We start from the raw sequence: 24,404 nt of genomic DNA, 5'->3' as shown, positions 1-24,404 counted from the left end.
CTCCTCTCGACTACCCCGAAAAATGTCATACCATTATACCAGCACTAGGTCCTCCCCTGGTCGAGTCCGCTTGACGGCGGGCTCGCTCTGACCTGACGTCACGTCAATTCTCGCTGTGATGGGGCGAGTTGCGTGCCTTCGGCGGCTTGCTCGAGCCGGTGTGCACTCCTGGGCGGCACACCCTATGCTCTGCTGCGGTCGGCAGCTTGTTGTGCCGTCAACTATCTCTACGACGCCACGATCCAGGAGACAGCACCATGAACCGTCCGAGAACGACGATCAAGCAGATGCGGACAGCCGTGGGCGTCCTGAGCCTGCTGCTCTTCGCCCAGACGGCGTTCTGGCTCGTGTACGACATCGCCGACCGCGGCCCGCTCGGCGCATGGGAGCTGTGGAGCTCCGGCTCCGGCTCGGGGCTGGCGGCGACGACCTCGCTCGATCTGGGGCTGGCGGCGCTGCAGTTGGCGGCCGGCTGGGCGGCGCTGGCGCGGCTGCGCGGCGTCGGAGGTCTGCTCGTGGTCTCGTGCGTCTCGACCGTCGCGTTCCGGCTGCCGGTGGTCTGGTACATGGTCCTCGACTCCCCGTCCGACCCGTGGTTCGGCGCGCTGCGCGGGCCGTCGCTCACCGCGGTCGGCGTCACCTGCCTCCTCGCCGTCGCGGTCGCTCTCGTCCTTGGCGTTCTGCTGCTGCGCGGGCGCCGCCTGGAGGCCGAGGCCCGCGCCGCGGCCGACCTGGCGGACGGCGGCGCCGGCCGGCCGGCGAAGGTCACGGCCGCGGCCTCGAGCGCGCTGGTCGCCGTACTGAACGTCTTCTACATCACCCGAAACGCGGTGACCGCCGTCCAGGTCGGCCCCGGCGCGCTGACGGACCTGCTCGTAGGCAGGGGCACCGGACGCTCGGTGCTCGGCGTGTCGTCGCCCTGGCAGTGGACCTGCCTGACCGTGCTGTGCGGGATGGGCATGCTGCTCGCCGGCCGGCGTCGGCCGGTCGCGACGGGCGTCTCGCTCGGCCTGGCCCTGCTCATGATGCCGCCCGCCTTCAGCGAGCTGTGGGGGTACCTCGTCGCGCAGACCGTGCCGCAGACGGCGGTGGACGTCACCCAGAACCTGCTGGAGCTGGTCGGTTCGGCGGCCGTGGTCGCCCTCATCGTGACGGACGGGCTCCGGGACCGTCAGGAGCGGCGGCTCGCCCCCACGCCGGACCCGCGCCCCGAGGACCCGACGCCCGACGAGGACTCCGCCGCCGGCACGCGCGGCACCCTGGCGTCGACCGACGCGTAGCAGGCCGCCCGTACCAGGCCCAGGGCGTTCAGGGGGCCGACTCGCCGGCCTCTCGCGCCGTGAGGGCATCCCTGAGCGCCGCTCGGGAGCCGATGCCGAGCTTGCGGTAGATCTGGTACAGGTGGGCGCCGACCGTGCGGTGGGATATGAAGTGCCGCTCCGCTATCTGCTTGTTCGTCAGGCCGGACGCGGCGAGCTGTGCGATCTCACGTTCCTGCGGCGTGAGTTCTCGCCCTCCGCGTTCCTCGCTCTTCGGCACCTGCCAACCGACGGCACGCAACTCCTTGGCCGCCCGCTCCCCCCACGCCCGGGAGCCCAACTGCTCGAAAGTCTTCAGCGCGGCGACGAGCGGGCTCCTGCTCTCCGTCGTCGCACGCGCCCGGCGCAGCCGCTCACCCTGCGCCAGCTGCACGCGCGCCATGTCGAAGGGCCACCGGTCCGCGCCCGGCGTCCCCAGCGCCTTCTCGAAGAGCCGCGCCGCCGCGTCGTCGTCCTCGACGGACAGGGCGGCACAACCACCGGCCAGCAACGCGAGCCGTGGCGAGAAGGCCCCGACGCGCGCCTCGTGCAGGGCACGCACATGGTCGATCGCCTCCGCCCGGCGCTTGGTGCGCACGGCGGACTCCACCAGGTCGAACACCACCCACAGCGCGTGCGGCGCGTACGCCGCCAGGCTGCCCGCGGGACTGATCGCCGTCGCATGGTGGAACGCCGCTTCGAAGTCACCGTCCGCGATGCTCGCGACGGCACGCACATGCTGGGCGAAGTGGATGGCCGACCGCACACCGCGCGGGGTCGCCCACTTCGTCATCCGGTCGGCCAGCGCGCGGGCCGTGTGGGTGTCCCCACGCGACGCGGTCACCATTCCCTTGTTGTAGTGGAAGTACCAGGCGAGGAAGCTGTATCCGGACGTCTCGCACAGCTGCAGGCCTTCGTCGGCCAGTTCCGCGACCTCGTCCCATCTGCCCGAGTGGTAGCCGTCGAGGCACAGATGCACCAGGCCGCAGAGGTGCCTGCGCGCCGGGCCGCCGTCCCGCCCCTGCCGGACGATACGCCAGGAAGGCTCGCGCACGACCGACAGCCGGTCCGGGTAGATCGACGCGGTGCCGATCCGCACGATCCGGGCGGGATCGCTCTCCTCCACGACGGTGTTGAGGATCAGATCGAGTTGTTCCAGCGCCGCCGTGCCGGTGCGAGCGGGATCCGCGACGGTCTGGCTGGCGACGGTCAACACGGGCGGAGCTTCCGGGCGGAGCCGGGAGAGCGCGGCGTGGAAGGGTGGCCACAGCTCTTCTTCGCCGCCGTAGAAGCACAGCAGAAGCAGCAGGTGCATCGCGTCGACGAGGGCGACGTTTCCGACGTCGTAGTGGTGAGTTTCGTCTTCGATGGCACCGACCAGCAGCCGGTGGGCCGTGGCCACGTCACCGTCGCCGTTCAGCAGGAGCTGGACCGCGGTCGCGGCGGAGTGCAGTGACCTGGCGTGCTTCGGGTCCGCTCGCCGCGCGTCCTCCAGCAGTTCCGACGCGCTGCGCAGCGCTCCGGTCGCTTCGGCGCCGATGTAGGCGGCTTCCCCCAGCCTGCGGGCTCGGTCCGCGCCCAGCGGGCTGAGGTCCGCGGCCCGGGTGAGCGCGGCGATCGCCGCCTCGGCGTCTCCACGCTTCAGGATGCGACGCGCGGCCTGCTCCAGTTGCAGGGCCACCTGCTCGTCGGGTTCGAGTGTCGCTTCCCCGAGATGCCAGGCCCGGCGTTGCGGTTCGTTGGTCAGTACCTGAGCCAGGGCACGGTGGGCGGCACGGCGCTGGCTTCCGGTCGAAGCCTCGACGACGACCGAACTGATCAAGGGGTGCCGGAAGACCAGCCGTCGTACCCCCTCGTCCAGGTGCACGAGCTGGTCGCGCTCGGCGGGAGCGAGATCCTCCAGGTCGGCCTCGCCGTTCATCTCCCGCGCCGCCGCATACAGGGTGCCGAGGTCGCCGGTGCCGTCCAGGGTGGCCAGGAGCAGCAGGCGTTGCGTGGCGACCGGCAGCCGCTGCACACGGGAGAAGAACAGGGACTGCAGGCGTTGGCTGAGCGGCAGGACGACGGGGAGGCTTTCGAGCGCCTTGCGCTGGCCGGCCCTCAGCGAGCTGGGAAGCTCCAGCAGGGCCAGCGGGTTGCCCTGCGCGGCATCCAGCAGGCGTCGGCGGACCTGGCGGGCGAGACCGGGAAATCGCAGGTCGACCAGGAGGGTGGCCGACTCCTCGTCCAACGGCGGCAGTTCGTACGTCGGCAGGCCGCCGCTCTCGAAGAAGCTGTCCGTGCCCGTGCGGGAGGCCGCGAGAAAGCCGACCCGGCTGCCGGAGAGACGCCGGGCGATGAAGCCGAAGACGGCGGCGCTGGCCCGGTCGACCCAGGGGAGGTCGTCGACGATGACCAGCACCGGGCTGTCCGCGGCTGCCGCTTGCAGCAGAGCCAGCGCGGCGTTGGACAGGACCAGCCGTTGCGGGGGTGCGCCGGCACCGAAGCCCAGGGCGACACGGATGGCGTCCCGGTGAGCCGTGCCGAGGTTGTCGAAGGCGTGCCGGAGGGGGAGCAGGGCCTGGTTCAGCCCCGAGTAGCTGACGTCTGCCTCGAACTGGACGCCGGCGGCGCGCAGTACGCGGGTTCCGGCCTCCGTGGCGGCCTTCGCCACCGCGTCCAGGAACGCCGTCTTGCCCACGCCCGGCTCGCCCGACAGCACCAGTGCGCCCCCGGTGTCGGGGCTTGCCAGGAACTCGCAGATGCGCTCGAGATCCTGGTCGCGGCCCACCAGGAGGCCGGCGGCACCAGTTCTCAGCGGGTCGGCGAAGTTCACGGACGTCGCTCCAATCCCGCCCACAGCCTCACCCGGTTCGGGAGACACACAACGAGTCGACATAGAGGTTTCCGAGGCGCGCGCCGTCCACGGCCCCCGAGAAAGCGCGCAATTTCCATATGGGTTGTCCGGCGCACCCACCGTACAGGCCGGAACGATTACCGCGCAGTTCATGTCCCATATTGAGACAGCCGTCCACTGGGCGCGCTCAGCAGTGAGGCCCGGTATTCCATGGGACAGATATGGGGTCTGTGCTGGAATTGCAAGAGCGAAGGAAAACCGGTTCGCCGCCGATACACGCGATCGGCGGCGAACCGGCATTCAGGAACCCGACGGACGGCTCAGTCCCCTCGCGTTCACTTCGCGAGGAAGGTGAGCAGCGCCCGGTTCACCGCCTCGGCGTGGGTCCACAGCAGACCGTGCGGGGCCCCCTCGATCTCGACGTACTCCGCGCTCGGCAGGGCCTGATGGAACGGGCGGCCGGTCGCGTCGATGGGCAGGATGTTGTCGGCCGTACCGTGCAGGATCAGCGCCGGTACGTCGATTGCCGGGATGTCCTGTCGGAAGTCCGTGAACCACGTCAGGGGCGCGGCCGCGGCGGCGTGGAAGCCGCCCCCGGCTGCCACGTTCCAGCTGTTGCGGAGGGCCTCCTCGCTGATGCGGCTGCCCAGGTTCTCGTCGAGGTTGTAGAAGTCCTTGTAGAACGCCGTGTAGTAGGCGTACCGGTCGGCCTTGACGGTCTCGACGATGCCGTCGAAGAACTCGCGGGGTGCCGCGCCGGTCGGGTTGTCGTCCGTCTTCAGCAGATACGGCTCCAGCGAGGCGAGGAACGCCACCTTGGCGATGCGCCCCGACCCGTATGTGCTGACGTAGCGGGCAACTTCGCCGGTGCCCATCGAGAACCCGACGAGCACGGCGTCGGAGAGGTCGAGGGTCTCCAGGACCGTCTTCAGGTCGGCGGCGAAGGTGTCGTAGTCGTACCCGCTCGTGGGCTGACTCGACTGCCCGAACCCGCGCCGGTCATAGGTGATCACGCGGTAACCGGCGTCCAGCAGTGCGGCGGTCTGCTTCTCCCAGGAGTGTCCGTCGAGCGGGTAGCCGTGGATGAGGACGACGGGCTGTCCCGAACCATGGTCCTCGTAGTAGAGGTCGATGTTGGTGGAGTTCTCTCGTCCCACGGTGATGTACGGCATGTGCTTCCTCTTCTCAGTGAGGCACCGGCGGTCGGCGGGGCCGGCGGTCGACCACAGCGCCGAGTGACGTATTCAGCTTCATGCGGCGGGTACGACCGCGCATCTGTGCAATGACCTAGGGAGGTTTCCTAAGTAAGTGCCTCCACGTCGAGGCGAACGACCGCGCCGATTTCGACCAGTTGGTCCGGCAGCGCGAGGTCGGAGACACCCATGAGCGTGCTGGTGGGACGGTGCTGCCCGAAGTACTCCGCGTGGAGGCGCGCGGTCGCGTCGAAGTTGTCCCGAAGGTTCCTGACCAGCACCGTGGTCTCGACGATCTGGCTGCGCTCGGCCCCGAAGTGCCTCAGGACCAGGTCGAGGTTGGCCAGCGTGGTCCTGACCTGGAGCTCGAAGTCGTCGGCGCCCACGAAGTTGCCGTCCTGGTCGTGTGACAGCTGCCCGGAGATGTACACCGTGTCGCCGACCCGCATGGCCTGGCTGAATCCGTAGAGAGACTCCCAGGGCATTCCGAAGCCGAATGCCTTCGCCTGAACAGTCATGATGCGTCCCTTGTGCAATGCCGCAGCGGAGCTGCCGGAAGGACAGTTCTCTTCTCTGAGAGAAGTTAGGACCTGTATATCTTCTGTGCAAGAGGATCGTCGGTGAGGCAACCCCTAAACTGGGCTGACCGGTGGAGGAGGGGGCGTGTGAGCAGCCAGAACGACGCGCAGGGCGCGCCCGCGCCCCTGTCGCACGAACAGGACGAGGACGACGAGATCGTCACGTGGTGGGGACTGGTCATCGAGGGCTACCACGCCACGCACAACGGCCTCATGGACGAGATCGCGGACCGCACGGGCCTGGCGCCGAACTCGTTCGACATCCTGATCCGCCTGCTGCGCTCTCCCGAGTGCCGGCTGCCCATGACGCGACTCGCGAAGGAAGCGGCTCTCAGCAGCGGGGGCTTCACCAAGGTCGCCGACCGGCTGGTCGCGGCGGGATTGATCCGCCGTGAGCCGTGTGACACCGACCGAAGGGTCACGTACGCGGCGCTCACGGACCGGGGGTTGGTCACGGCCAAGGAGGCCCGCAAGGTCTGCGCCCAGAGTCTGCGGACCCGCCTGCTGGACCCGCTCGGCCATGAGCGGGCGCTGATGCTCGCCGAAGTCATGAGAACGCTTCGGGCGGTCAACCGCACCGACTGAGTCACCCGGCGGCCGGCCCGGGGTGCTGTTCGCTGTCGCGAAGTCTTCGACCGGGCGTGGACAAGTGCACCCACTGGAACGAGACGGTGGCATCAATTTCCACTCGCTCTTACGCATTACGGAGCCGTCCCCGCCTTCGGGCGAGATGGAAAGGTGAGCCGATATGAGCGATGACCATCACCGAAGAACGCGGACTCGAAGTCGTTCACCTGCCATTCCGGAGCCATCCGGAAATCCCTCCCACCGGACCTCGGTTATTCACCGACCGTTGAGCCAGGAACTGCTGAGGCGTTCGCGGAGCAGGGCGAACACCTCGGCCTGCGCGGCCGGAGCGATCTGCGTGGCCAGCCAGAGCAGATGGAAGGCGCCCCTCAGGCGCCGTACCCGTACGTCCACCCCTGCCGCGCGCATGGCCCGGGCGTACTGCTCGCCTTCGTTGCGCAACGGATCGAGACCGGCCGTGATGACCGTGGCGGCGGGGAGCCCGCTGAGATCCGGGGCCAGGGCCGGCGCGGCGCGCGGATCGGTGCGGTCGGCGACATCGGGAACGTAGCACTCCGCGTACCAGTCGAGCAGTTCACCGGTCAGGTAGTAGCCGTCGGCCAGTTCACGGCGGCTGAGAGTGTCGGCCTTCGGGGGCCACAGGGTGAGCGGTGTGATCAGTACCTGGTGCACGAGATTCGGCCCGCCCTGCGTACGGCACAACTGGGCGGCCACGGCGGCCAGCGTGGCCCCGGCGCTGTCCCCGGCCACCGACAGGCGTGCCGGGTCGATGGAGAACTCCTCGGCGCGCGCCGCGACATGGCGGGTCGCGGCGTCGGCATCGAGCACCGCCGCCGGGAACGGATGCTCCGGCGCAAGCCGGTAGTCGACCGCGACGACGACGTGCTGGGTCGTATTGGCCAGCGCGCGGAGGGCCCCGTTGTGGCTCTCCGGGCCGCCCAGGACGAATCCACCGCCGTGGAAGTAGACCAGTCCTGGGCCGGGGGCACCGTCATCGGTGGGCCGGTACACCCGGAGCGCGAGCGGCCCGGCGGGACCGGGGATGGCGGTGGCGGTCACGGAAGCGACCGACGGTGGAGGCCCTGCCAGCGCCGCGACAGCGGTGTCCGCCCGCGCCTGCCGTACGTCGGCCGGACGGCGTCCCGTCTGTCCACGGGCAGCCATCACCGCCAGAGCGGACTGGGTCCCCTCGGTGTAGTCCGCCGCGGAAAGTTCCACGTCCGGTTGCTTCAGTGGCTGTCCGAAACCTGACTCGCTCTCGGCCATCACTGCTCCTGTCCGTTGCGATCGCCGCCCAGCAGGCCATGCCTTCGGAGATTACATTACACGTAATAGCTGTAATGCGACGGGTCGACGTCGACGCCAACGGATCGTCGGCTCACGGCCGCCCTTCAGAACGACATGAGCCGTTTGGGAAATCCGGTGCTGACTAGCATGTCTGTCGGGAAGGGCATGAGATGACGAGTGCGAACAGGACCCGCCCGAACGAGTCGAAGGGCGAGCGCGGCCGCCGCGTTGCGGCGGAGTCGGCGGCGAACGCCGTCGGCCGGCCGCGGGATCCGGCGATCGAGGAGGCGATCATCCAGGCCACGCGCAGACGGTTGGCCACTGACGGTTACTCGTCGATGACGATCGGCGACATCGTCGCGGACGCGGGCGTCACCCGGCCCACCCTGTACCGCCGGTGGGCCAACAAGTACGACCTGGTCATCGATGCTCTCCAGTACGGTCTGCGCAAGCAGCGCGAGGCCTATCCGCCGCTGGACATGGAGCAGTTGGCCCCACGTGACGCTCTCGTCGAAGCGGTGCGGCGGCTCGATCCCCGCTATCACAACGAGCGGGCCATGGCCCTGCACGGCAATTTCATGGCCGAGGTGGAGCGGGCGCCAGGTCTGCTGGAGCAGCTGCGCGAGCACGGCGTGCGGCCCCGCTGTGAAGAGCTGCTGATGACGCTCGTCTCGCTTCAGCGGCGCGGTGCCGTACGCGAGGACGCCAACCTCGACATGATCGTCAGCCTGTGTTTCGGCAGCTACTTCGCCGACTATCTGCGGATCGGCCGGGAGGTCCCGGCCGACTTCGCGGAGCAGGTCGTGGCGACGATCTGGCCGGCTGTCGCCGTCGTGGGGCAGGGGTGACCGAGCGGGTGGCAGGGACCCGGTTGGACGGCGCCCGCCCCAGGGTGACACGCCGCCGCGTGGGAGCGCTCGCCCCCCAGCCTGATCCGCGCCACGACAGGCAGGTGATCGCTTCCGGTCTCCGGGAGAGTCCGTACGTCGACGACGGCGGCGCCACGCGTCATCACCTGGTCGATCCTGGCGACGGGGAAAGCTGTGGGCCAGCTGAACTCGAAGTCCTCGGCCGCCGAGTCCAGTTGTGAGGTGAGGGGCGTGAGACCACGGTCCCGGGTCGTGCCGTTGAGGTCGCCCGCCAGGATCACCGTGGTCGAGTCCTCGTCGGCGATCTTCTCGCCCAGCAGCGCCGCGCTCTCGTCACGCCACCGAGTGTCGAATCCGCTGCCCGGTCTGATTCTGACCGACGGCAGATGCGCCACATAGACGGCGATGTCGCGCTGCGGCGCGACCCGCACCACCGCCCGGAGCCCTCGGCTCCATTCGCCTGTGATCGCCCCGGGTCTGATGTCCGCCGCCGCCGTTTCCGTCAGCGGATACCGAGACCAGAGACCGACCGTCCCGACGACCACGTGATGCGGGTAGGGACCCCGCAACGCCCTTTCGTAGGCCGGGAGCGCGCGCCGCGTCAGCTCTTCGAGGGCGATGAGGTCGGGATCGGCGTCGATGAGCGTGCGCGCGGTGGCCGCTGGATCCCTGTTCACGTCGCTGACGTTGTGCTGCACCACCGTCAGGTCGTGTGCCCCGGGATCGCGGGGCAGCAGGGACGGGCCGAAAACGGCGACCCAGACCACCACCGCCACGAGGACCGCCGACAGCGCGCTCGCCGAGCGGCGCAGGACCGCCAGAGCGAGCAGAGGCAGAATCGGCACCCCGAGCCACGGCAGGAAGTTCTCGATCAGACCACCCGGGTTTCCCAGGGCGCTGGGCACGAGGGAAGGGAACAGCAGGAGGAGAGCGACCAGGAGAGCCAGGATCGCGGTGACGCGTCCGCGGGTCCACGCCGTCCGTTTCAGGAAACGGACCACCGCGACATCGGCTTTTCTGATGGCCACCCTCCACACTGCCGTACGGCCCACCGGCCCACCCACCCGAGCGACGCTACGCCGCCGCAGGGTGAGGGTCTCACGGGTCAGTGGCGAGGAGAGTACGCCTTCGGCAGCCGCATCCCGCGGTCCGCCATGATCTTCCGCACCCGGTCCGGGTAGTTCGTGATGATGCCGTCGACGCCCATGTCCATCAGCGCCTCCACCGTGGCCGGGTCGTCGCAGGTCCACGGGACGACCTTCAGGCCCCGGGCGTGCGCCTCGCTGATCATCGTGCGGTCGGGGTAGAAGCGGAAGCCGGGGTCGCCGATCTTGCCGTTCTGCGGGAAGCCGTAGTTGGGGGAGAGGGCCTTGACGCCGGGGATGGTCGCGGCGGCCTTCACGAAGTCGCCGTCGTAGTCGTCGGCGTCGATCCCGCCCAGCCAGGGGGAGGCGCCGGGCTTGCCGACCTGGAGGAAGTCGTAGTTGGTCAGCGCCACCAGCGGCCACCTCGGCGCCAGCTTGTGCATCGCCTTCAGCGCGCCCCAGTCGAAGGACTGGATGGTGACCTGACGCTCCAGGCCCGAGGCGCGGATCTCCTCGAACACCCGGCGCACGAACAGCTCACGCGGGGCGGTCTGCTCGGGCGCGCCCGCCTCGACCTTCGTCTCGATGTTGAGGGTGACCTGCCGGGCCTTGTAGCGCTTGACGAGGTTCAGCACGTCCCGGAGCTCGACCATCCGGGCGCCCTTGATCTGCTCCTGCTCCGGGTAGCCCGGCAGCTGCTGGTAACCGCAGTCCATCGTTCTGATCTGCGCCAGCGTCAGATCCTTGATGAACTTGCCGACGTACGGGTACATCGGGTCGCCCGGTACGACCGGCGCCGTGTCCCGGCACTTCTGGGCGCTGACCTGCCGGTCGTGCGTGACGACGACCTTGCGGTCCTTGGTGACCTGGGTGTCCAGCTCCAGCGTGGAGACCCCCAGCCGCAGCGCCTTGCCGAACCCTTCCAGAGTGCTCTCGGTCGTCATGCCGAGGCCGCCGCGGTGGGCCTGCAGGTCGAAGCGCGCCTTGTGGGGGTAGGCGCCGGGGGCGTCCGTCGGCGTCGCGTGCGCGGCCGTCGGGACGGCGAGCACCGGCACCAGGACCAGGCCCGCGAGGACATGTCGTACGGACATCGAAACCTCACTCGTTCGCGTTGGGGCGATCCCAGGACGCTAGTTCGGCACCGGGGCGCGCCCGAAGACCTGGATGTGATGCGGCTGTGAACGCTGGAGGAACCCGAGGGTGACGCCGCCCGGAAAATAGCGAGCCGCCCGCCCGCCGGACGCTGCATCATGACGGTCCGCCACCCGTCGTACCACCGGGCGCGCGTTTCGAACACCGGGGGGCTCCAGTGACCGTGACCAACATCCTGCTGTCCGGCGTCGTCGGCTCGACCGCGTACGGACTCGCCCACGCGGGCTCCGACGTGGACCGGCTCGGCCTGTTCGCCGCCCCCACCGAGGCCCTGCACGGCCTCCATGGCCCGCAGGAGTCCCACGTCACCACGGCACCCGACCGCACCCTGCACGAGGCGGCGAAGTGGTGCCGCCTCGCGCTCGGCGGCAACCCGACGGTCATGGAACTCGTCTGGCTGCCCGAGGAGTTGTACGAGGTGAGGACCCCCCTCGGTGACGAGCTGATCGGCATCCGGTCGTCCTTCCTCAGCGCCCGCCGGGTCCGCGACGCCTACCTCGGATACGCCACACAGCAGTTCCGCAAGCTCGTCAGCCGCGGCGACGGCTCGTTCTCCGCGGACACCCGCAAACGCACCGCCAAGCACGCCCGCCACCTCAAGCGGCTGTGCACCCAGGGCTACGAGCTGTACACCGCCGGCCGGTTGACGATCCGGGTCGACGACCCCGAGAGCTACCACGCCTTCGGTGAACGGGTCGCCGCCGACCCGTCGACTGCCCTGCCGCTGCTGCGCCACTTCGAGGCGACCTTCGACGACACGCGCGGCGTGCTGCCCGAACAGCCCGACGACAGGGCCGCCGAGGCATGGCTGCGCCGCGTCCGGCAGCACTTCTACACACCGGACGCCGTGCCCGCCTAACCCCAGGCGCGAGTGCTCGGAAAATCCCGTGCACCGCATGAACCCGCCTCCCTACACTCGGCTCGTTGTCGAACAGCGAGTCGAGTGAGGGGAGCCGGGCCGTGCGTGACCGCACCGCTGTCGTCGTTCCCCGCTCCCGCTACGAGGTGATCCTCGTGTCTCCGGCCGCCCGGTGCCCGCTGCGCGGCCGGCACCGGAGGACGGTGACGAACGTCTGAGCGCAGGCAAGAGTCAGTACTTCACGCACGCCTGCCTGTTGCCGTTTCGTCCGGAAAATCGCGCCGCCCTCTCACACCGCATCACCTCGAAAGGCCAAGGGCCGTGCGCACCGCACTGAACCGACACCTCACCACCGTCCGCAACCTCGGCATCCTCGCCCACGTCGACGCGGGCAAGACCACCCTCACCGAGCGGATCCTCTACGCCACCGGCACCACCCACCGGCGCGGCGAGGTCCACGACGGCACGACCGTCACCGACTTCGACCCACAGGAACGCGACCGGGGCATCACCATCTTCGCCGCGGCCGTCAGCTGCGCCTGGGACGGGCACCGGATCAACCTGATCGACACGCCCGGGCACGTCGACTTCGCCGACGAGGTGGAGCGTTCGCTGCGGGTGCTCGACGGGGCGGTCGCGGTGTTCGACGCCGTCGCGGGCGTCGAGCCGCAGAGCGAGTCCGTGTGGCGGCAGGCCGACCGGCACGGCGTACCGAGAATCGCGTTCGTCAACAAGCTGGACCGCGCGGGCGCCGACCTCGACGCCGCCGTCGCCTCCATCCGAGACCGGCTGCACCCGGCCCCGCTGGTCGTGCAGCTGCCGATCGGTGCGGAGGACGGCTTCACCGGCGTCGTCGACCTGGTGCGGATGCGGGCGCTGATCTGGGCCGACGACGCGGAGACGGTCGTACCGCAGCCGGTTCCGCCGGATCTGCGCGACGAGGCGCACCGGCGGCGACGGCTCCTGGAGGAAGCGGTCGCCGAGCTGCACCCGGACGCGCTGGAGGAGTTCTGCACGGCCGGGGCGCTGTCCGAACAGACGCTGGCCGCGGCACTGCGCGACGTGACCCGCACCGGCGACGGCGTCGTCGTCCTGTGCGGCTCGGCGTACCGCAACCGCGGCATAGAGCCGCTGCTCGACGCGGTCGTGGCGTATCTGCCGTCGCCGCTGGACGTGCCGCCGGTGCGCGGCACCGGCGGAGAGGAGCGCGCCGCCGACCCGGAGGCGCCGCTCGCGGCGCTGGCGTTCAAGGTGAGCGCCACGCCGACGGGACGGCTGACGTACGTCCGGCTGTACTCGGGCACGATCGAGAAGGGAGACACGGTGTGGGACGCGGGTGCGCGGCGCGCCGAGCGGATCGGGCGGATCCTGCGCGTGCAGGCCGACCGGCACGCCCAGGTGGACCGGGCGGTCGCGGGGGACATCGTGGCCGTGGTCGGTCTGAAGTCCGCGCGCGCCGGGTCGACCCTGTGCGCGCCGGACGCGCCGATCGTCCTCGAACCGCCCGGCGCGGCCGAACCGGTCGTCACCGTGGCCGTCGAGGCCCGTACGTCCACCGACACCGACCGGCTGGCCACGGCACTGGCCCGGCTGGCCGAGGAGGATCCGTCGCTGGTCGTGCGGACCGACCCCGAGACCGGGCAGACCGTGCTGTCGGGCATGGGTGAACTGCACCTGGAGGTGGCGGTGGAGAAGATCCGGCGCGGCCACGGGCTGGACGTGGGCGTCGGCCGGCCGAGGGTGACGTACCGGGAGACGGTCGTGCGCGGTGTGTCCGGGCATGTCCACCGGCATGTCAAACAGGACGGCGGGGCGGGCCAGTTCGCCCATGTCGTCCTGGACGTCGAGCCGCTGGAGGCCGGGTTCGAGTTCCGCTCGACGGTCGTCGGCGGGCGCGTACCCCAGGAGTACGTCCGTGCCGTCGAGGCCGGCTGCCGGGACGCCCTGACCGAGGGGCCGCTCGGCGCGCATCCGGTGACCGGGGTGCGGGTGACGCTGACCGACGGGGCGACGCATGTGAAGGACTCCTCCGAGATGGCGTTCCGGACGGCGGCCCGGTTCGGTCTGCAAGGTGCCCTGCGCGGCTGCGCGATGGCCCTGCTGGAGCCGGTCGTCGAGGTCACGGTCACCGTGCCCGAGGACGCCGTGGGTGGTGTCCTCGGTGACCTCGCCGCCCGGCGCGGCCGGATCTCCGGCTCGGTCACCCGGGCGGGCTCGGCGGTCGTCACCGCCACCGTGCCGCTGGCCGAACTGTTCGGCTACGCGACCCGGTTGCGCAGCCGCACCCAGGGTCGCGGCACCTTCACGGCCCGGCCGACCGGCTACGCACCGGCGCCGGTGACGGCAACGGCCGCCCGGTAGCGCGGTCGGCGGCCCCCTCCTCATGCGGGCGGGGCCGCCATGGCCGTAGACCTGTTGTGGTGTTCAAACCCTTGACGTACCTCGCCTGCGAGGTTTAACTCACGTCCTAAATTAAGCCATGAGGGGCCTTGGCCTTGGGCGGGCCCTTCGCCGGTCCTTCCTTTCCCGAGGCCTTCCCTGAAGGGACACCTGGAGCCATGCGCAGCATCCGAGCCGCGGCCATAGGCGCCGTCACCCTGTCACTCGCCCTTGCGGCCACGGCCTGCGGAGGCGGTTCGGCGACGGGCGGCGGCGGGTCCAACGATTCGCCGAAGACGCTCACTTACTGGGCGTCCAACCAGGGCGCGAGCATCGAGGTCGACAAGAAGGTCCTCCAGCCCGAGCTCGACAAGTTCGAGAAACAGACCGGCATCAAGGTGGAGCTGGAGGTCGTCCCCTGGTCGGACCTGCTGAACCGGATCCTGACCGCGACGACCTCCGGCCAGGGCCCCGACGTGCTGAACATCGGCAACACCTGGAGCGCCTCGCTCCAGGCGACCGGCGCGCTGCTGCCCTGGGACGAGAAGAACTTCGAGAAGATCGGCAGCCGGGACCGCTTCGTCGACTCGGCACTGGGCTCGACCGGTGCCCAGGGCCAGGACCCCGCCGCCGTACCGCTGTACTCGATGGCGTACGCCCTCTACTACAACAAGAAGATCCTCGCCGACGCGGGTGTCACCGAACCCCCCGCCACCTGGGACGAGTTGGTCGCCGCCGGGGAGAAGATCAAGGCGGACGGCAAGCAGGTGCTGGGCGCCGAGGGAGCCAACCTCGCCGAGAACATCCACCACGTCTACGTCTTCGCCCAGCAGCACGGTGCCGACTTCTTCACCGCCGACGGCAAGCCCGACTTCACCTCCGAGGGCGCGGTCGCGGCGGTCAAGCAGTACGTCGACCTGATGGCGAAGGACGAGGTCATCCCGCCGGGCAACGCCGAGTACGCGCAGAACCAGTCCGTCAGCGACTTCGCCAAGGGCCGTACGGCGATGCTGCTGTGGCAGTCCGCGTCCGCCAACCTCAAATCCCAGGGCAGGAGCGAGGACGACTACGGCATCGCGCCCGTGCCCGTCCAGTCCGGCACCCCGGGCAGCGGCAAGCAGGTCAACTCGATGGTCGCCGGTATCAACCTCGCCGTCTTCAAGAACACCGACAACCTCGACGGCGCGACCGAGTTCGTGAAGTTCATGACCAGCGACGAGGAACAGAAGATCCTCAACAAGGCCTACAGCTCCATACCGCCGGTCAAGGCCGCCCAGTCCGACCCCGCGTTCGACACCCCGGCCAACGCGGTCCTCAAGGACACCCTCGCGCAGAGCGCCGTAGCGCTGCCGCAGGTCCCGGACGAGTCGCAGTTCGAGACGGCGGTCGGTACGGCCGTGAAGGACCTGTTCGCCGACGCGGCCGCCGGACGCCCGGTCACCACGGAGTCGGTGAAGGCGGCGCTGGAGAAGGCCCAGCAGCAGATGCCGGCGAAGTGAGCCCGATGACGACGACCACCGCACCGGCGGAGGCCGTGCGCAAGACATCCCCCGGAGCGGCGGACGGCCACCCCCGCCGCCCCGGGCGGATCCGCCGCGCAGGCCTGCCGTACCTGCTCCTCCTGCCCGCCCTGCTCCTGGAACTCCTGGTCCACTTGGTGCCGATGGTGATCGGCATCGTGATGAGCTTCAAGGAGCTCACACAGTTCTACATCCGCGACTGGACCACGGCCCCCTGGACCGGCCTTCGCAACTACGCGATGTCGGTGGACTTCAACGCCCCCGTCGGCGAGGCCCTGCTCCACTCCTTCCTCGTCACCTGCGCGTTCACGGTGCTGTCGGTCGGCCTGTGCTGGCTGATCGGCACGGCGGCGGCGGTGTTCATGCAGGACACCTTCCGGGGGCGCGGCGTGCTCCGGGCGCTGTTCCTCGTCCCGTACGCCCTGCCCGTGTACGCGGCCGTCATCACCTGGGTGTTCATGTTCCAGCACGACAACGGCCTGGTGAACCACGTCCTGCACGACCAGCTCGGCCTCACCGACAAGCCGTCGTTCTGGCTGATCGGCGACAACAGTTTCTACGCCTTGCTGACCGTGTCGGTGTGGAAGGGCTGGCCGTTCGCCTTCCTCATCGTCATGGCCGGACTGCAGAACATTCCCAGGGAGCTGTACGAGGCCGCCGCCCTGGACGGCGCGGGCATGTGGCAGCAGCTCCGCCGGATCACCCTGCCGTCGCTGCGCCCGGTGAACCAGGTGCTGGTCCTGGTCCTGTTCCTGTGGACGTTCAACGACTTCAACACGCCGTACGTCCTGTTCGGCAAGGCCGCACCCGAGGCGGCCGACCTCATCTCCGTGCACATCTACCAGGCGTCCTTCGTGACGTGGAACTTCGGCACCGGGTCGGCGATGTCCGTCCTGCTGCTGCTGTTCCTGCTGGTGGTGACGGGCGTGTACTTGCTGCTCACGTCGAGCGGATCCACGCGTGGACGACGGAGGGGTGCCGCATGACCAGGTCCCCGATGGCCCCGCCGCGTTCCTTCCTCTGGTCCCGGCGGATCTTCCTCACCCTGCTCACCGGTTTCGTCCTGGTGCCGGTGTACGTGATGATCTCCAGCTCACTGAAGCCGCTGGCGGACGTCACGGGCGAGTTCCGCTGGCTGCCGAGCGAGTTGACGATCCGCCCGTACATCGACATCTGGTCGACGGTCCCGCTCGCGAAGTACTTCGTGAACTCGCTCATCGTCGCGGGCGCGGCGACGGTCTGCTCGGTGGTGATCGCGGTCTTCTCCGCGTACGCCGTCAGCCGCTACGACTTCCGCGGCAAACGCGTCTTCACGGTCACCGTGCTGTCGACGCAGATGTTCCCGGGCATCCTCTTCCTCCTCCCGCTGTTCCTGCTGTACGTCAACATCGGCAACGCCACCGGGATCGCCCTGTTCGGCTCGCGCGGCGGCCTGATTCTCACGTATCTGACCTTCTCGCTGCCGTTCTCGATCTGGATGCTGATCGGTTACCTCGAATCGGTGCCGCGGGATCTGGACGAGGCGGCGCTCGTCGACGGCTGCGGACCGCTCGGCGCGCTGTTCCGCGTCGTCGTACCCGCCGCGATCCCCGGCATCGTCGCCGTCGCCGTCTACGCCTTCATGACCGCCTGGGGCGAGGTGCTCTTCGCCTCCGTGATGACCAACGACACCACCCGCACGCTCGCCGTCGGCCTCCAGGGCTACTCCACCCTCAACGACGTGTACTGGAATCAGATCATGGCCGCCTCGCTGGTCGTCAGCGTGCCCGTGGTCGCCGGCTTCCTGCTCCTGCAGCGCTATCTCGTCACGGGCCTGACGGCGGGCGCCGTCAAGTGACCGACACCTTCGAAGGGACTTCCGTGTCCGAACGCATCGACCTCGCCGCACTTCCGCACGACTTTCTGTGGGGCACGGCCACATCGGCGTACCAGATCGAGGGAGCCGTGGCGGAGGACGGCCGTTCGCCGTCGATCTGGGACACCTTCTCCCACACCCCCGGGAAGATCGACGGCGACGACCACGGTGACGTCGCCTGCGACCACTACCACCGCTGGCGCGAGGACATCGGCCTGATGCGCCAACTGGGCACGAACGCCTACCGGTTGTCGATCGCGTGGCCGAGGGTCGTACCGGGCGGAGACGGCCCCGTGAACCCCAAGGGCCTCGACTTCTACGACGAGCTGATCGACGGCCTGCTCGCCGCGGGCATCACCCCCTCCGTCACCCTCTACCACTGGGACCTGCCGCAGACGCTCCAGGACCGGGGCGGCTGGCCCGAGCGGTCGACCGCCGAGCACTTCGCGGCGTACGCCTCGGTCGTCGCGGAGCGCCTGGGTGACCGCGTCAGCCACTGGGCCACCCTCAACGAGCCCCTGTGCTCGGCGTGGATCGGTCACCTGGAAGGCAAGATGGCACCCGGCCTGACCGACCTGACGGCAGCGGTCCGGGCCTCGTACCACCTGCTGCTGGGCCACGGTCTCGCCGCGCAGGCCGTCCGCGCGGCCTGTGCGGGCGCCCAGGTCGGCATCGTCAACAACCTCTCGACGATTCACGCCGCGACGGACCGGGCGGAGGACGTGGCGGCGGCCCGCCGCATGGACGGCCACACCAACCGCTGGTGGCTGGACCCGGTGCACGGGCGGGGGTTCCCCGAGGACATGCGGGAGCTGTACGGAGTGGAACTCCCCGAACGTGAAGGCGACTTGTCGACGATCGCCGCGCCGCTCGACTGGCTCGGCCTGAACTACTACTTCCCGGCGACCGTCACGGACGACCCCACCGGCCCGGTCCCGCACGCGCGCACCGTCCGCCGCCCCGGCGTCCCGCGCACCGGCATGGACTGGGAGATCGACGCGAGCGGCATCGAGGCGCTGCTGCTGCGCCTGACGTCGGAGTACGGCGCGCGCAAGCTGTACGTCACGGAGAACGGCTCCGCCTATCCGGACGTCGTACGCCCCGACGGCACGATCGACGATCCCGACCGGCAGGAATACCTCATCGAACACCTCGCGGCCTGCGCCTCCGCCGCGCGCAAGGGCGCCCCGCTGGCCGGGTACTTCGCCTGGTCACTGCTCGACAACTTCGAGTGGGCGTACGGGTACGCCAAGCGGTTCGGCCTGGTGCATGTCGACTACCGCACACAGACGCGGACGATCAAGGGGTCGGGGCGGCGCTATGCGGAGATCATCCGTGGGCATCGGGGAGGGGCGCGACGGGCTGCGTGAGACGGGGCTGCACGGCTGCCGTCCCGGCGCCTCGGAGCTGCGCTCCTGGGAGCGGAGCATCCCCGCCCTGAGTGCCGCGCTCAACGACGCGGGCCTGGGCGACGTGGAGGTCATGCTGAAGTACGCGCTCCCGCTGAACAGCAAGCGCGTGCGGACTCTGCTCCGTACCCTCCGGGAAGGTGCGCAGCGCTCGACAACCCTGGCGCAGACGGCAGAGCCCTACTGCATATGATGTGCAAGTGCGCGACTACTGCATCCGAACCGCAACCCCCGAAGACCTCGACGGTGCGCGAGCCGTGATGCTCGACACCGTGTATCGGGACTTCGGGACCGGATACGTGCCCCGGTGGCACGGGGACATCATCGACCCGGTCGCCGCCTATCTCGGATCCGCGCGGCACACCCTCCTCGTTGCCGTCGAGCCGGTGGAGGGAGACGTCGTCGCCACGGCCGCGCTCGACTCGCGCGGGCCGGCGTACCCGCCGAACCCGCGGCATGTCGCCGAGCGGTTTCCCTCCGGGCGGACCGCTCAGTTGCGGCGGGTCTACGTCCGGCCCGAGCACCGGCGGCGTGGGCTGGCGCGGCGGCTGGTCGAGGAGTTGATGGCGTTCGCCGAGGCCGATGGGGGATATCGGTCCGTCTATCTGCACACCGACCCGAGCGTGCCGGGCGCCGAGGGGTTCTGGCGGTCGCTCGGGAAGCTCGTGCACGACGAGCGAGAGGACGCCGGCGGCGGGCAGGGGATCGTGCACTTCGAGATACCGATGGGGAAGTAGTCGATGCGTTCACGTTCGTCCGTCCGGCTGCTCTCCGCGCTGCTCGCCCTGCCGCTGCTCGCCGGGTGCTTCTCCGCCGACCCCGAGACGGAGGGCGCCGCCGCCGACGGCGCCCGCCTCCGTGTCGCCCTCGCCTTCCCGCCCGCCGAGAACCTCTCCCCGTACGGCGCCGACGCCACCATCCTCAGCCGCCTCGGCGTCACCGAGGGCCTGACCGCGCTCGACGCCAACGGCGCCGCCGGTCCCGCGCTCGCCGCCTCCTGGCAGCGCGAGGACGACCGGAGTTGGCTGTTCACCCTGCGCGAGGCCACCTTCCAGGACGGCACGGACGTCACCGCGTCCGCCGTCGCCGCCTCCCTCACCCACGCCACCCGGGCCAAGCCCGAGCCCGCCGCCCTCACCGGCGTCACCCTCACGGCGAAGGCCGAGGGCAGCCGGAAGGTCAGGATCACCACCGAGGAACCCGACCCCGTACTCCCGTTCCGGCTCGCCAGTCCCAGCCTCGCCATCCTCTCGGGCAAGGCCTACGAGGAGAAGGGTCGCGTCGATCCCGTCGGAACCGCCACCGGGGCCTTCCTGATCACCAAGGTGGGCGGCACCAGCTCCGCAACCCTCGCCCGCTACGACGACTACTGGGGCGGCCTCGCCCACGCCTCCGGTATCGACGTGAAGTTCATCGCCGACGGCACCGCCCGCTCCGCCGCCCTGCGCACCGGGCAGGTCGACATCGCCGAGGCGATTCCCGTCGCGCAGGCCGCAAGTCTGGAGAAGGACACCCTGCGGGAGACCGCGACCACCCGCACCACCAGTCTGCTGCTCAACAGCAAGTCCGGGGTCTTCAAGGACGCGGGGCTGCGCGCCGCCGCGCGCGCCGCCGTCGACAACTCCGCGCTGGCCGACGGGGTGTACGAAGGACACGCCGACGCCGGTGTGGGGATTTATGGGCCTGCCGTCACCTGGGCGGAGGGCAGGCGGCAGCAGCCCGTCGGGCGGGCGAAGGCAGGCAAGCCCGACGGCACGTCCATCACCCTCGCCACCTACGACAACCGGCCCGAACTGCCCGAGGTCGCCCAGGTGCTCAAGCAGCAGCTGGAGAAGGCCGGGTTCAGGGTCAGGCTCGACGTCCGCGAGTACTCGCGGATCGAGAGCGACGCGCTGGCCGGGAAGTTCGACGCCTTCGTGCTCGCCCGCAACAGCCTGGTCGACACCGGCGACCCGGTCGCCGTCCTCGCCAGCGACTACACCTGCGACGGCGGCTACAACCTCGCGCTGCTGTGCGACAAGGACGTCGACCGGGCTGTCGCCAAGGCCGAGGGCACGGCGGACACCGGCAAGCGGCAGGACGCCGCCATGGCCGCCGAGGCGGAGATCCTCGGCACCGACGCCGTCGTGCCGCTGGTGCACCAGCGCATCCTCACCGGCGTCGGCACCTCCGTACGCGGTGTACTCCTCGACCCGTACGAGCGCACCCTCGTCGACACCGGGACGCGGCGCTGAGTCATGCCCCACCACCGACGGGCGGTCCCGCTCCTGTGGCGGGCCGCCCTTGCCGCCGCCCTCCTCTGTGTGATCGGCCTGCTGCCCTGGCTCGCGCACACCGACCCCGCGCTCACCGTGCTCAAGGCGCGGTCGATGGACCGCGACCCCACGCCCGAGGTGCTGGCGGACATCCGCACACAACTCGGCCTCGACGCCGGGCCGCTGCACCTGCTCGGGCAGTGGCTGGCCGGACTGCCGCGCGGCGACGCCGGCCGGTCGTGGATCTCCGGCGCCGAAGTGACGCCCGCCGTCCTCCAGGCGTTCGGCGTGTCCCTGCTGCTCACGGGCGTGGCGCTGGTCGTCGCGGTCCTCACCGCCGCGCTGGTGTGCGCCCGTACCCTCCGCGCCGGCGCACACCGACGGCTCGGCGCGCGGAAAACCGGTGGCACCCTGTCCGCCGTACTCGCCGCGCTCCCCGAGTTCCTCACCGCGTCCGTACTCGCCACCGTCGTAGGAGTGCAGCTCGGCTGGCTGCCCGCGCTCGGCTGGTACGGGCCCCAGTGGACGGTGCTGCCCGCGCTCGCCCTCGGGCTGCCCGCCGGGGCCGTGCTCGGGCGGATGCTCGACGATCTGCTGCCCGGCGCCTTCGCCGAGCCGTGGGCGCTGGCCGCGGCGGCACGAGGGTTGCCGGGTCGGCGGATCGCGGGTCAGGCGGTACGGCGCTGTGTGCCCGCCCTGTTGCCGAACGCCGGGCTGTTCGTCGTCGGCATCACCGGCGGTGCCGTCGCCGTCGAGCAGATCTTCGACATCCCCGGTCTCGGCCGCACCACCCTCCAGGCCGCCCTCGCCCAGGACCTGCCCGTCCTGCAGGCCGGCACCCTCGCCCTACTGCTGCTCGCGGCGGCGGCCACCGCACTGGCCCGGCTCGGCGTCCGGCTGCTGATCGGCCCCGCCCTGCGCGACAACGCCCTGCCCACCCTGCACCGGCCCATCCCGCCCGCGCGCCGCGTGCTGCCCCTGGTCATCGCCGCCGTGCTGCTCGGCGTGATCGCCGTCGGCCTGCCCCGCGATCCCCTCGCCCTCAACACCGCCGAACGCCTCCAACCACCCTCCTGGACCCACCCGTTCGGCACCGACGCGCTCGGCCGGGACCTGCTCGCCCGGGTCGGCCACGGCGCCCTCGACACCCTGCTGCTCGCCCTCGCCATCAGCGCGGCCGCGCTGCTCACCGGCGTACTGCTCGGGCTGCTGCCCCGGCTGTCCGGGCCGCTCGTCGACACCGTCAACGCGGTGCCGCCCGTCCTCGGCGCCCTCCTCGTCACCGCGCTCGCGGGCCGCGGGCCCGGCACGCCCGCGCTCGCCGTGAGTGTCGTCGCCTGGGCGCCGCTCGCCGCGCACACCTCCGCACTGCTTCGGCAGGAACGCGCCGCCCTGCACATCACGGCCACCCGCGCCCTGGGCGCCGACCGCTGGTACCTGCTGCGGCACGAATACCTGCCCGCCGTCCTCCCGCCCGTCACCCGCCACGCCCTGCTGCGGCTGCCCGGCGTCGCGCTCGCCCTGGCCTCGCTCGCCTTCCTCGGCCTGGGCGCGCAGCCGCCGTCACCGGAGTGGGGCCTGCTCCTCGCGGAGAACCAGCCCTACGCCGAGCGCGCGCCCTGGGCCGTCCTCGCCCCCGCCGCCGTACTCGCCCTGCTCGGGGCGCTGGCGGTGACCGCGGCGGGCGGGGTGCGGTGGCCCGGCGGGCGGCCGGGGCGACAGCGCACCGTGGGGACCGAACAGCCGGTGGAGAAGAGTCAGTTGGTTCCGGTGGGAGTAGGGGAGAGCCGATGACCGTGATCGCCGCGGCCCCCGTACGTACGCGCTTGTCGCCCCTGCTCCGCCTGCTCATCCTCACCCAACTCGCCTTCAACATCGGCTTCTTCGCCGTCCTGCCCTTCCTCGCCGAGCACCTGGGACAGGCGATCGGCATGGCGGGCTGGCTGGTCGGGTTCGTGCTGGGGCTGCGGACGTTCAGCCAGCAGGGGCTGTTCGTGGTGGGCGGGGCGCTGGCCGATCGGTACGGGATCCGGCCGGTGGTGCTCGCCGGGTGTGCGCTGCGGATCGTGGGGTTCGTGTGGCTGGGGTACGCCGAGCAGACCTGGGCCGTGATCGGGGCGGTGCTGCTGATCGGGTTCGCCGCGGCGCTGTTCTCGCCGGCCGTGGAATCGGAGGTCGCCCGGCAGGCGGTGCTGTGGGAGGAGGAGAGCGGGGGTTCGCGTACCCGGGTGCTGGCGTTGTTCACGGTGGCCGGGCAGGCGGGGGCGTTCGTCGGGCCGCTGCTGGGCGCGTTGCTGCTGGCGGTGGACTTCCGTACGGCGTGTCTGGCCGGGGCCGGGGTCTTCGTGCTCGTCCTCGCCGGGCACGCCTGGCTGCTGCCACAGCGGGTTCCCGGCCGGGAGCCGACCCGGATCAGCGGGGGTGTTGGGGCCCTGATACGCAACCGGCGCTTTCTGGCGCTGTGTTGTGCCTACGGCGCGTATCTGCTGGCGTACAACCAGCTCTACCTCGCCCTCCCGGAGGAGGTGGAACGCGTCGCGGGTTCGCAGGCGCCGCTGGCCTGGCTGTTCGCGCTGTCGTCGCTGCTGGTGGTGACCACGCAGTTGCCCGTGACCCGCTGGGTGGGGGACCGGCTGGCGCTGCGCCGGTCGATGGCGGCGGGGCTGGTGCTGATCGCCGCCGGGTTCGCGGTCGTGGCGCTGGCGCGGCCCGCGGAGTGGACCGGCGTCGTGGGTCTGTTGCCCGCGGCCGGGTTCGTCGTCCTACTCACCATCGGACAGATGCTCGTCGCACCGGCCGCCCGGTCCTGGGTCCCGGACCTCGCGGAGCCCGGCCGACTCGGCCTGTACACCGGTGCCCTCTCCTCGGTCTCCGGCCTGATCGTGCTGGCGGGCAGCGTGGCCACGGGCATGCTGCTCGACGCGGGGTTGCCACCGGCGGTGCCGTGGCTGGTGCTGGCCGGGGTGTCGGGGGCGGCGGTCGCACTGCTGCCTCGGCGGTCGTGAGCGGGGTGTGGGGTTGCTGCCGCGTGGTGCCTGGGCGGGTTGTGGGGTGGTGCTGGGCTGCCCTGGTCGTGACCGGATTCTGGGGTTGTCGCCGCGCCGTTCGCGAGCGGGCTGTGGGGGTGGTGCCACCCGGGCCGGGACCGGGCTGGGGCTGCCGCCCAGTCGCGCCTAAGTGGAGTGTGAGGTTGCTGCCGTGGCGTTCGTGAGTGGGCTGTGGGGCTGGTGCTGCCACCCTT

General features: G+C 70.6%; 20 protein-coding genes. 14 read left to right on the top strand and 6 right to left on the bottom strand.

Annotated features, from left to right (window positions below; genetic code table 11):
* The first annotated feature begins 257 nt into the window (after positions 1 to 257).
* Positions 258 to 1,280: a hypothetical protein gene (locus SSP24_RS04315; RefSeq protein WP_141307418.1), complete on the top strand. Its 1,023-nt coding sequence runs from the start codon at positions 258 to 260 to the stop codon at positions 1,278 to 1,280.
* A 28-nt stretch (positions 1,281 to 1,308) separates the two neighbouring features.
* Here SSP24_RS04315 and SSP24_RS04310 read toward each other — a convergent pair whose 3' ends face one another.
* From SSP24_RS04310 to SSP24_RS04300, 3 genes are all read right to left on the bottom strand, one after another.
* Positions 1,309 to 4,113, bottom strand: a complete 2,805-nt coding sequence (locus SSP24_RS04310; RefSeq protein WP_229864773.1) for a helix-turn-helix transcriptional regulator — start codon at positions 4,111 to 4,113, stop codon at positions 1,309 to 1,311.
* Between the two features lie 356 nt (positions 4,114 to 4,469).
* Complete coding sequence (locus SSP24_RS04305) at positions 4,470 to 5,306, bottom strand: alpha/beta fold hydrolase (protein WP_141307416.1); 837 nt, start codon at positions 5,304 to 5,306, stop codon at positions 4,470 to 4,472.
* Positions 5,307 to 5,434: 128 nt separating this feature from the next.
* A complete protein-coding gene (locus SSP24_RS04300) occupies positions 5,435 to 5,845 on the bottom strand; it encodes a RidA family protein (protein ID WP_141307415.1) in 411 nt (136 codons plus the stop codon).
* A 147-nt stretch (positions 5,846 to 5,992) separates the two neighbouring features.
* Between SSP24_RS04300 and SSP24_RS04295 the strand changes: the two genes are divergently transcribed.
* Positions 5,993 to 6,490: a MarR family winged helix-turn-helix transcriptional regulator gene (locus SSP24_RS04295; RefSeq protein WP_141307414.1), complete on the top strand. Its 498-nt coding sequence runs from the start codon at positions 5,993 to 5,995 to the stop codon at positions 6,488 to 6,490.
* A gap of 258 nt (positions 6,491 to 6,748) precedes the next feature.
* Here SSP24_RS04295 and SSP24_RS04290 read toward each other — a convergent pair whose 3' ends face one another.
* The gene (locus SSP24_RS04290; RefSeq protein ID WP_167529506.1) at positions 6,749 to 7,711 is read right to left on the bottom strand and encodes an alpha/beta hydrolase; all 963 of its coding nucleotides are present in this window, start codon (positions 7,709 to 7,711) and stop codon (positions 6,749 to 6,751) included.
* Positions 7,712 to 7,950: 239 nt separating this feature from the next.
* Here SSP24_RS04290 and SSP24_RS04285 point away from each other — a divergent pair, with 239 nt between their 5' ends.
* Positions 7,951 to 8,628, top strand: coding sequence for a TetR/AcrR family transcriptional regulator (locus SSP24_RS04285; RefSeq protein WP_141307412.1), 678 nt, complete (start codon positions 7,951 to 7,953; stop codon positions 8,626 to 8,628).
* On the opposite strand, the gene SSP24_RS04280 is transcribed toward SSP24_RS04285, so the two are convergent.
* Entirely contained in the window at positions 8,535 to 9,677 is a 1,143-nt protein-coding gene (locus SSP24_RS04280) for an endonuclease/exonuclease/phosphatase family protein (protein ID WP_308439576.1), read from the bottom strand. The genes SSP24_RS04285 and SSP24_RS04280 overlap by 94 nt on opposite strands.
* Positions 9,678 to 9,754: 77 nt before the next feature.
* Positions 9,755 to 10,825, bottom strand: coding sequence for a glycerophosphodiester phosphodiesterase family protein (locus SSP24_RS04275; protein WP_141307411.1), 1,071 nt, complete (start codon positions 10,823 to 10,825; stop codon positions 9,755 to 9,757).
* A 218-nt stretch (positions 10,826 to 11,043) separates the two neighbouring features.
* Between SSP24_RS04275 and SSP24_RS04270 the strand changes: the two genes are divergently transcribed.
* The 11 genes from SSP24_RS04270 (at position 11,044) to SSP24_RS04220 (ending at position 24,168) form a co-directional block, all read left to right on the top strand.
* On the top strand, positions 11,044 to 11,745 hold the full coding sequence (locus tag SSP24_RS04270; RefSeq protein WP_141307410.1) for a nucleotidyltransferase domain-containing protein: 702 nt from the start codon (positions 11,044 to 11,046) through the stop codon (positions 11,743 to 11,745).
* 321 nt (positions 11,746 to 12,066) lie between these two features.
* Positions 12,067 to 14,106 (top strand): elongation factor G, encoded by a 2,040-nt coding sequence (gene fusA, locus SSP24_RS04265; RefSeq protein WP_141307409.1) that lies wholly within the window; start codon positions 12,067 to 12,069, stop codon positions 14,104 to 14,106.
* Positions 14,107 to 14,303: 197 nt separating this feature from the next.
* On the top strand, positions 14,304 to 15,623 hold the full coding sequence (locus SSP24_RS04260; RefSeq protein ID WP_141307408.1) for an ABC transporter substrate-binding protein: 1,320 nt from the start codon (positions 14,304 to 14,306) through the stop codon (positions 15,621 to 15,623).
* Positions 15,624 to 15,628: 5 nt separating this feature from the next.
* Positions 15,629 to 16,630, top strand: coding sequence for a carbohydrate ABC transporter permease (locus SSP24_RS04255; protein ID WP_141307407.1), 1,002 nt, complete (start codon positions 15,629 to 15,631; stop codon positions 16,628 to 16,630).
* Between the two features lie 11 nt (positions 16,631 to 16,641).
* The gene (locus SSP24_RS04250) at positions 16,642 to 17,481 is read left to right on the top strand and encodes a carbohydrate ABC transporter permease (protein WP_141307450.1); all 840 of its coding nucleotides are present in this window, start codon (positions 16,642 to 16,644) and stop codon (positions 17,479 to 17,481) included.
* A gap of 23 nt (positions 17,482 to 17,504) precedes the next feature.
* Positions 17,505 to 18,869: a GH1 family beta-glucosidase gene (locus SSP24_RS04245; protein ID WP_141307406.1), complete on the top strand. Its 1,365-nt coding sequence runs from the start codon at positions 17,505 to 17,507 to the stop codon at positions 18,867 to 18,869.
* Positions 18,835 to 19,101 (top strand): hypothetical protein, encoded by a 267-nt coding sequence (locus SSP24_RS45250; protein ID WP_141307405.1) that lies wholly within the window; start codon positions 18,835 to 18,837, stop codon positions 19,099 to 19,101. Before SSP24_RS04245 ends, SSP24_RS45250 begins: the two co-directional genes overlap by 35 nt.
* 7 nt (positions 19,102 to 19,108) lie before the next feature.
* Entirely contained in the window at positions 19,109 to 19,645 is a 537-nt protein-coding gene (locus SSP24_RS04235; RefSeq protein ID WP_174864588.1) for a GNAT family N-acetyltransferase, read from the top strand.
* 3 nt (positions 19,646 to 19,648) lie between these two features.
* Positions 19,649 to 21,142, top strand: coding sequence for an ABC transporter substrate-binding protein (locus SSP24_RS04230; protein ID WP_141307403.1), 1,494 nt, complete (start codon positions 19,649 to 19,651; stop codon positions 21,140 to 21,142).
* Between the two features lie 3 nt (positions 21,143 to 21,145).
* Positions 21,146 to 22,957, top strand: coding sequence for an ABC transporter permease subunit (locus tag SSP24_RS04225; RefSeq protein WP_141307402.1), 1,812 nt, complete (start codon positions 21,146 to 21,148; stop codon positions 22,955 to 22,957).
* On the top strand, positions 22,954 to 24,168 hold the full coding sequence (locus tag SSP24_RS04220; protein ID WP_141307401.1) for an MDR family MFS transporter: 1,215 nt from the start codon (positions 22,954 to 22,956) through the stop codon (positions 24,166 to 24,168). Before SSP24_RS04225 ends, SSP24_RS04220 begins: the two co-directional genes overlap by 4 nt.
* The last annotated feature ends 236 nt before the right edge of the window (positions 24,169 to 24,404 follow it).

This window comes from Streptomyces spinoverrucosus (genome assembly GCF_006539505.1).
Lineage (GTDB): Bacteria > Actinomycetota > Actinomycetes > Streptomycetales > Streptomycetaceae > Streptomyces > Streptomyces spinoverrucosus.
This window is presented reverse-complemented; position numbering and strand designations above follow the sequence as displayed.

Coding starts and splice junctions, on each gene's coding strand:
- SSP24_RS04260 (WP_141307408.1), top strand. CDS start 14,304: ATGCGCAGCATCCGAGCCGCGGCCATAGGCGCCGTCACCCTGTCACTC.
- SSP24_RS04305 (WP_141307416.1), bottom strand. CDS start 5,306: ATGCCGTACATCACCGTGGGACGAGAGAACTCCACCAACATCGACCTC.
- SSP24_RS04255 (WP_141307407.1), top strand. CDS start 15,629: ATGACGACGACCACCGCACCGGCGGAGGCCGTGCGCAAGACATCCCCC.
- SSP24_RS04230 (WP_141307403.1), top strand. CDS start 19,649: ATGCGTTCACGTTCGTCCGTCCGGCTGCTCTCCGCGCTGCTCGCCCTG.
- SSP24_RS04275 (WP_141307411.1), bottom strand. CDS start 10,825: ATGTCCGTACGACATGTCCTCGCGGGCCTGGTCCTGGTGCCGGTGCTC.
- SSP24_RS04315 (WP_141307418.1), top strand. CDS start 258: ATGAACCGTCCGAGAACGACGATCAAGCAGATGCGGACAGCCGTGGGC.
- SSP24_RS04220 (WP_141307401.1), top strand. CDS start 22,954: ATGACCGTGATCGCCGCGGCCCCCGTACGTACGCGCTTGTCGCCCCTG.
- SSP24_RS04225 (WP_141307402.1), top strand. CDS start 21,146: ATGCCCCACCACCGACGGGCGGTCCCGCTCCTGTGGCGGGCCGCCCTT.
- SSP24_RS04300 (WP_141307415.1), bottom strand. CDS start 5,845: ATGACTGTTCAGGCGAAGGCATTCGGCTTCGGAATGCCCTGGGAGTCT.
- SSP24_RS04250 (WP_141307450.1), top strand. CDS start 16,642: ATGGCCCCGCCGCGTTCCTTCCTCTGGTCCCGGCGGATCTTCCTCACC.
- SSP24_RS04285 (WP_141307412.1), top strand. CDS start 7,951: ATGACGAGTGCGAACAGGACCCGCCCGAACGAGTCGAAGGGCGAGCGC.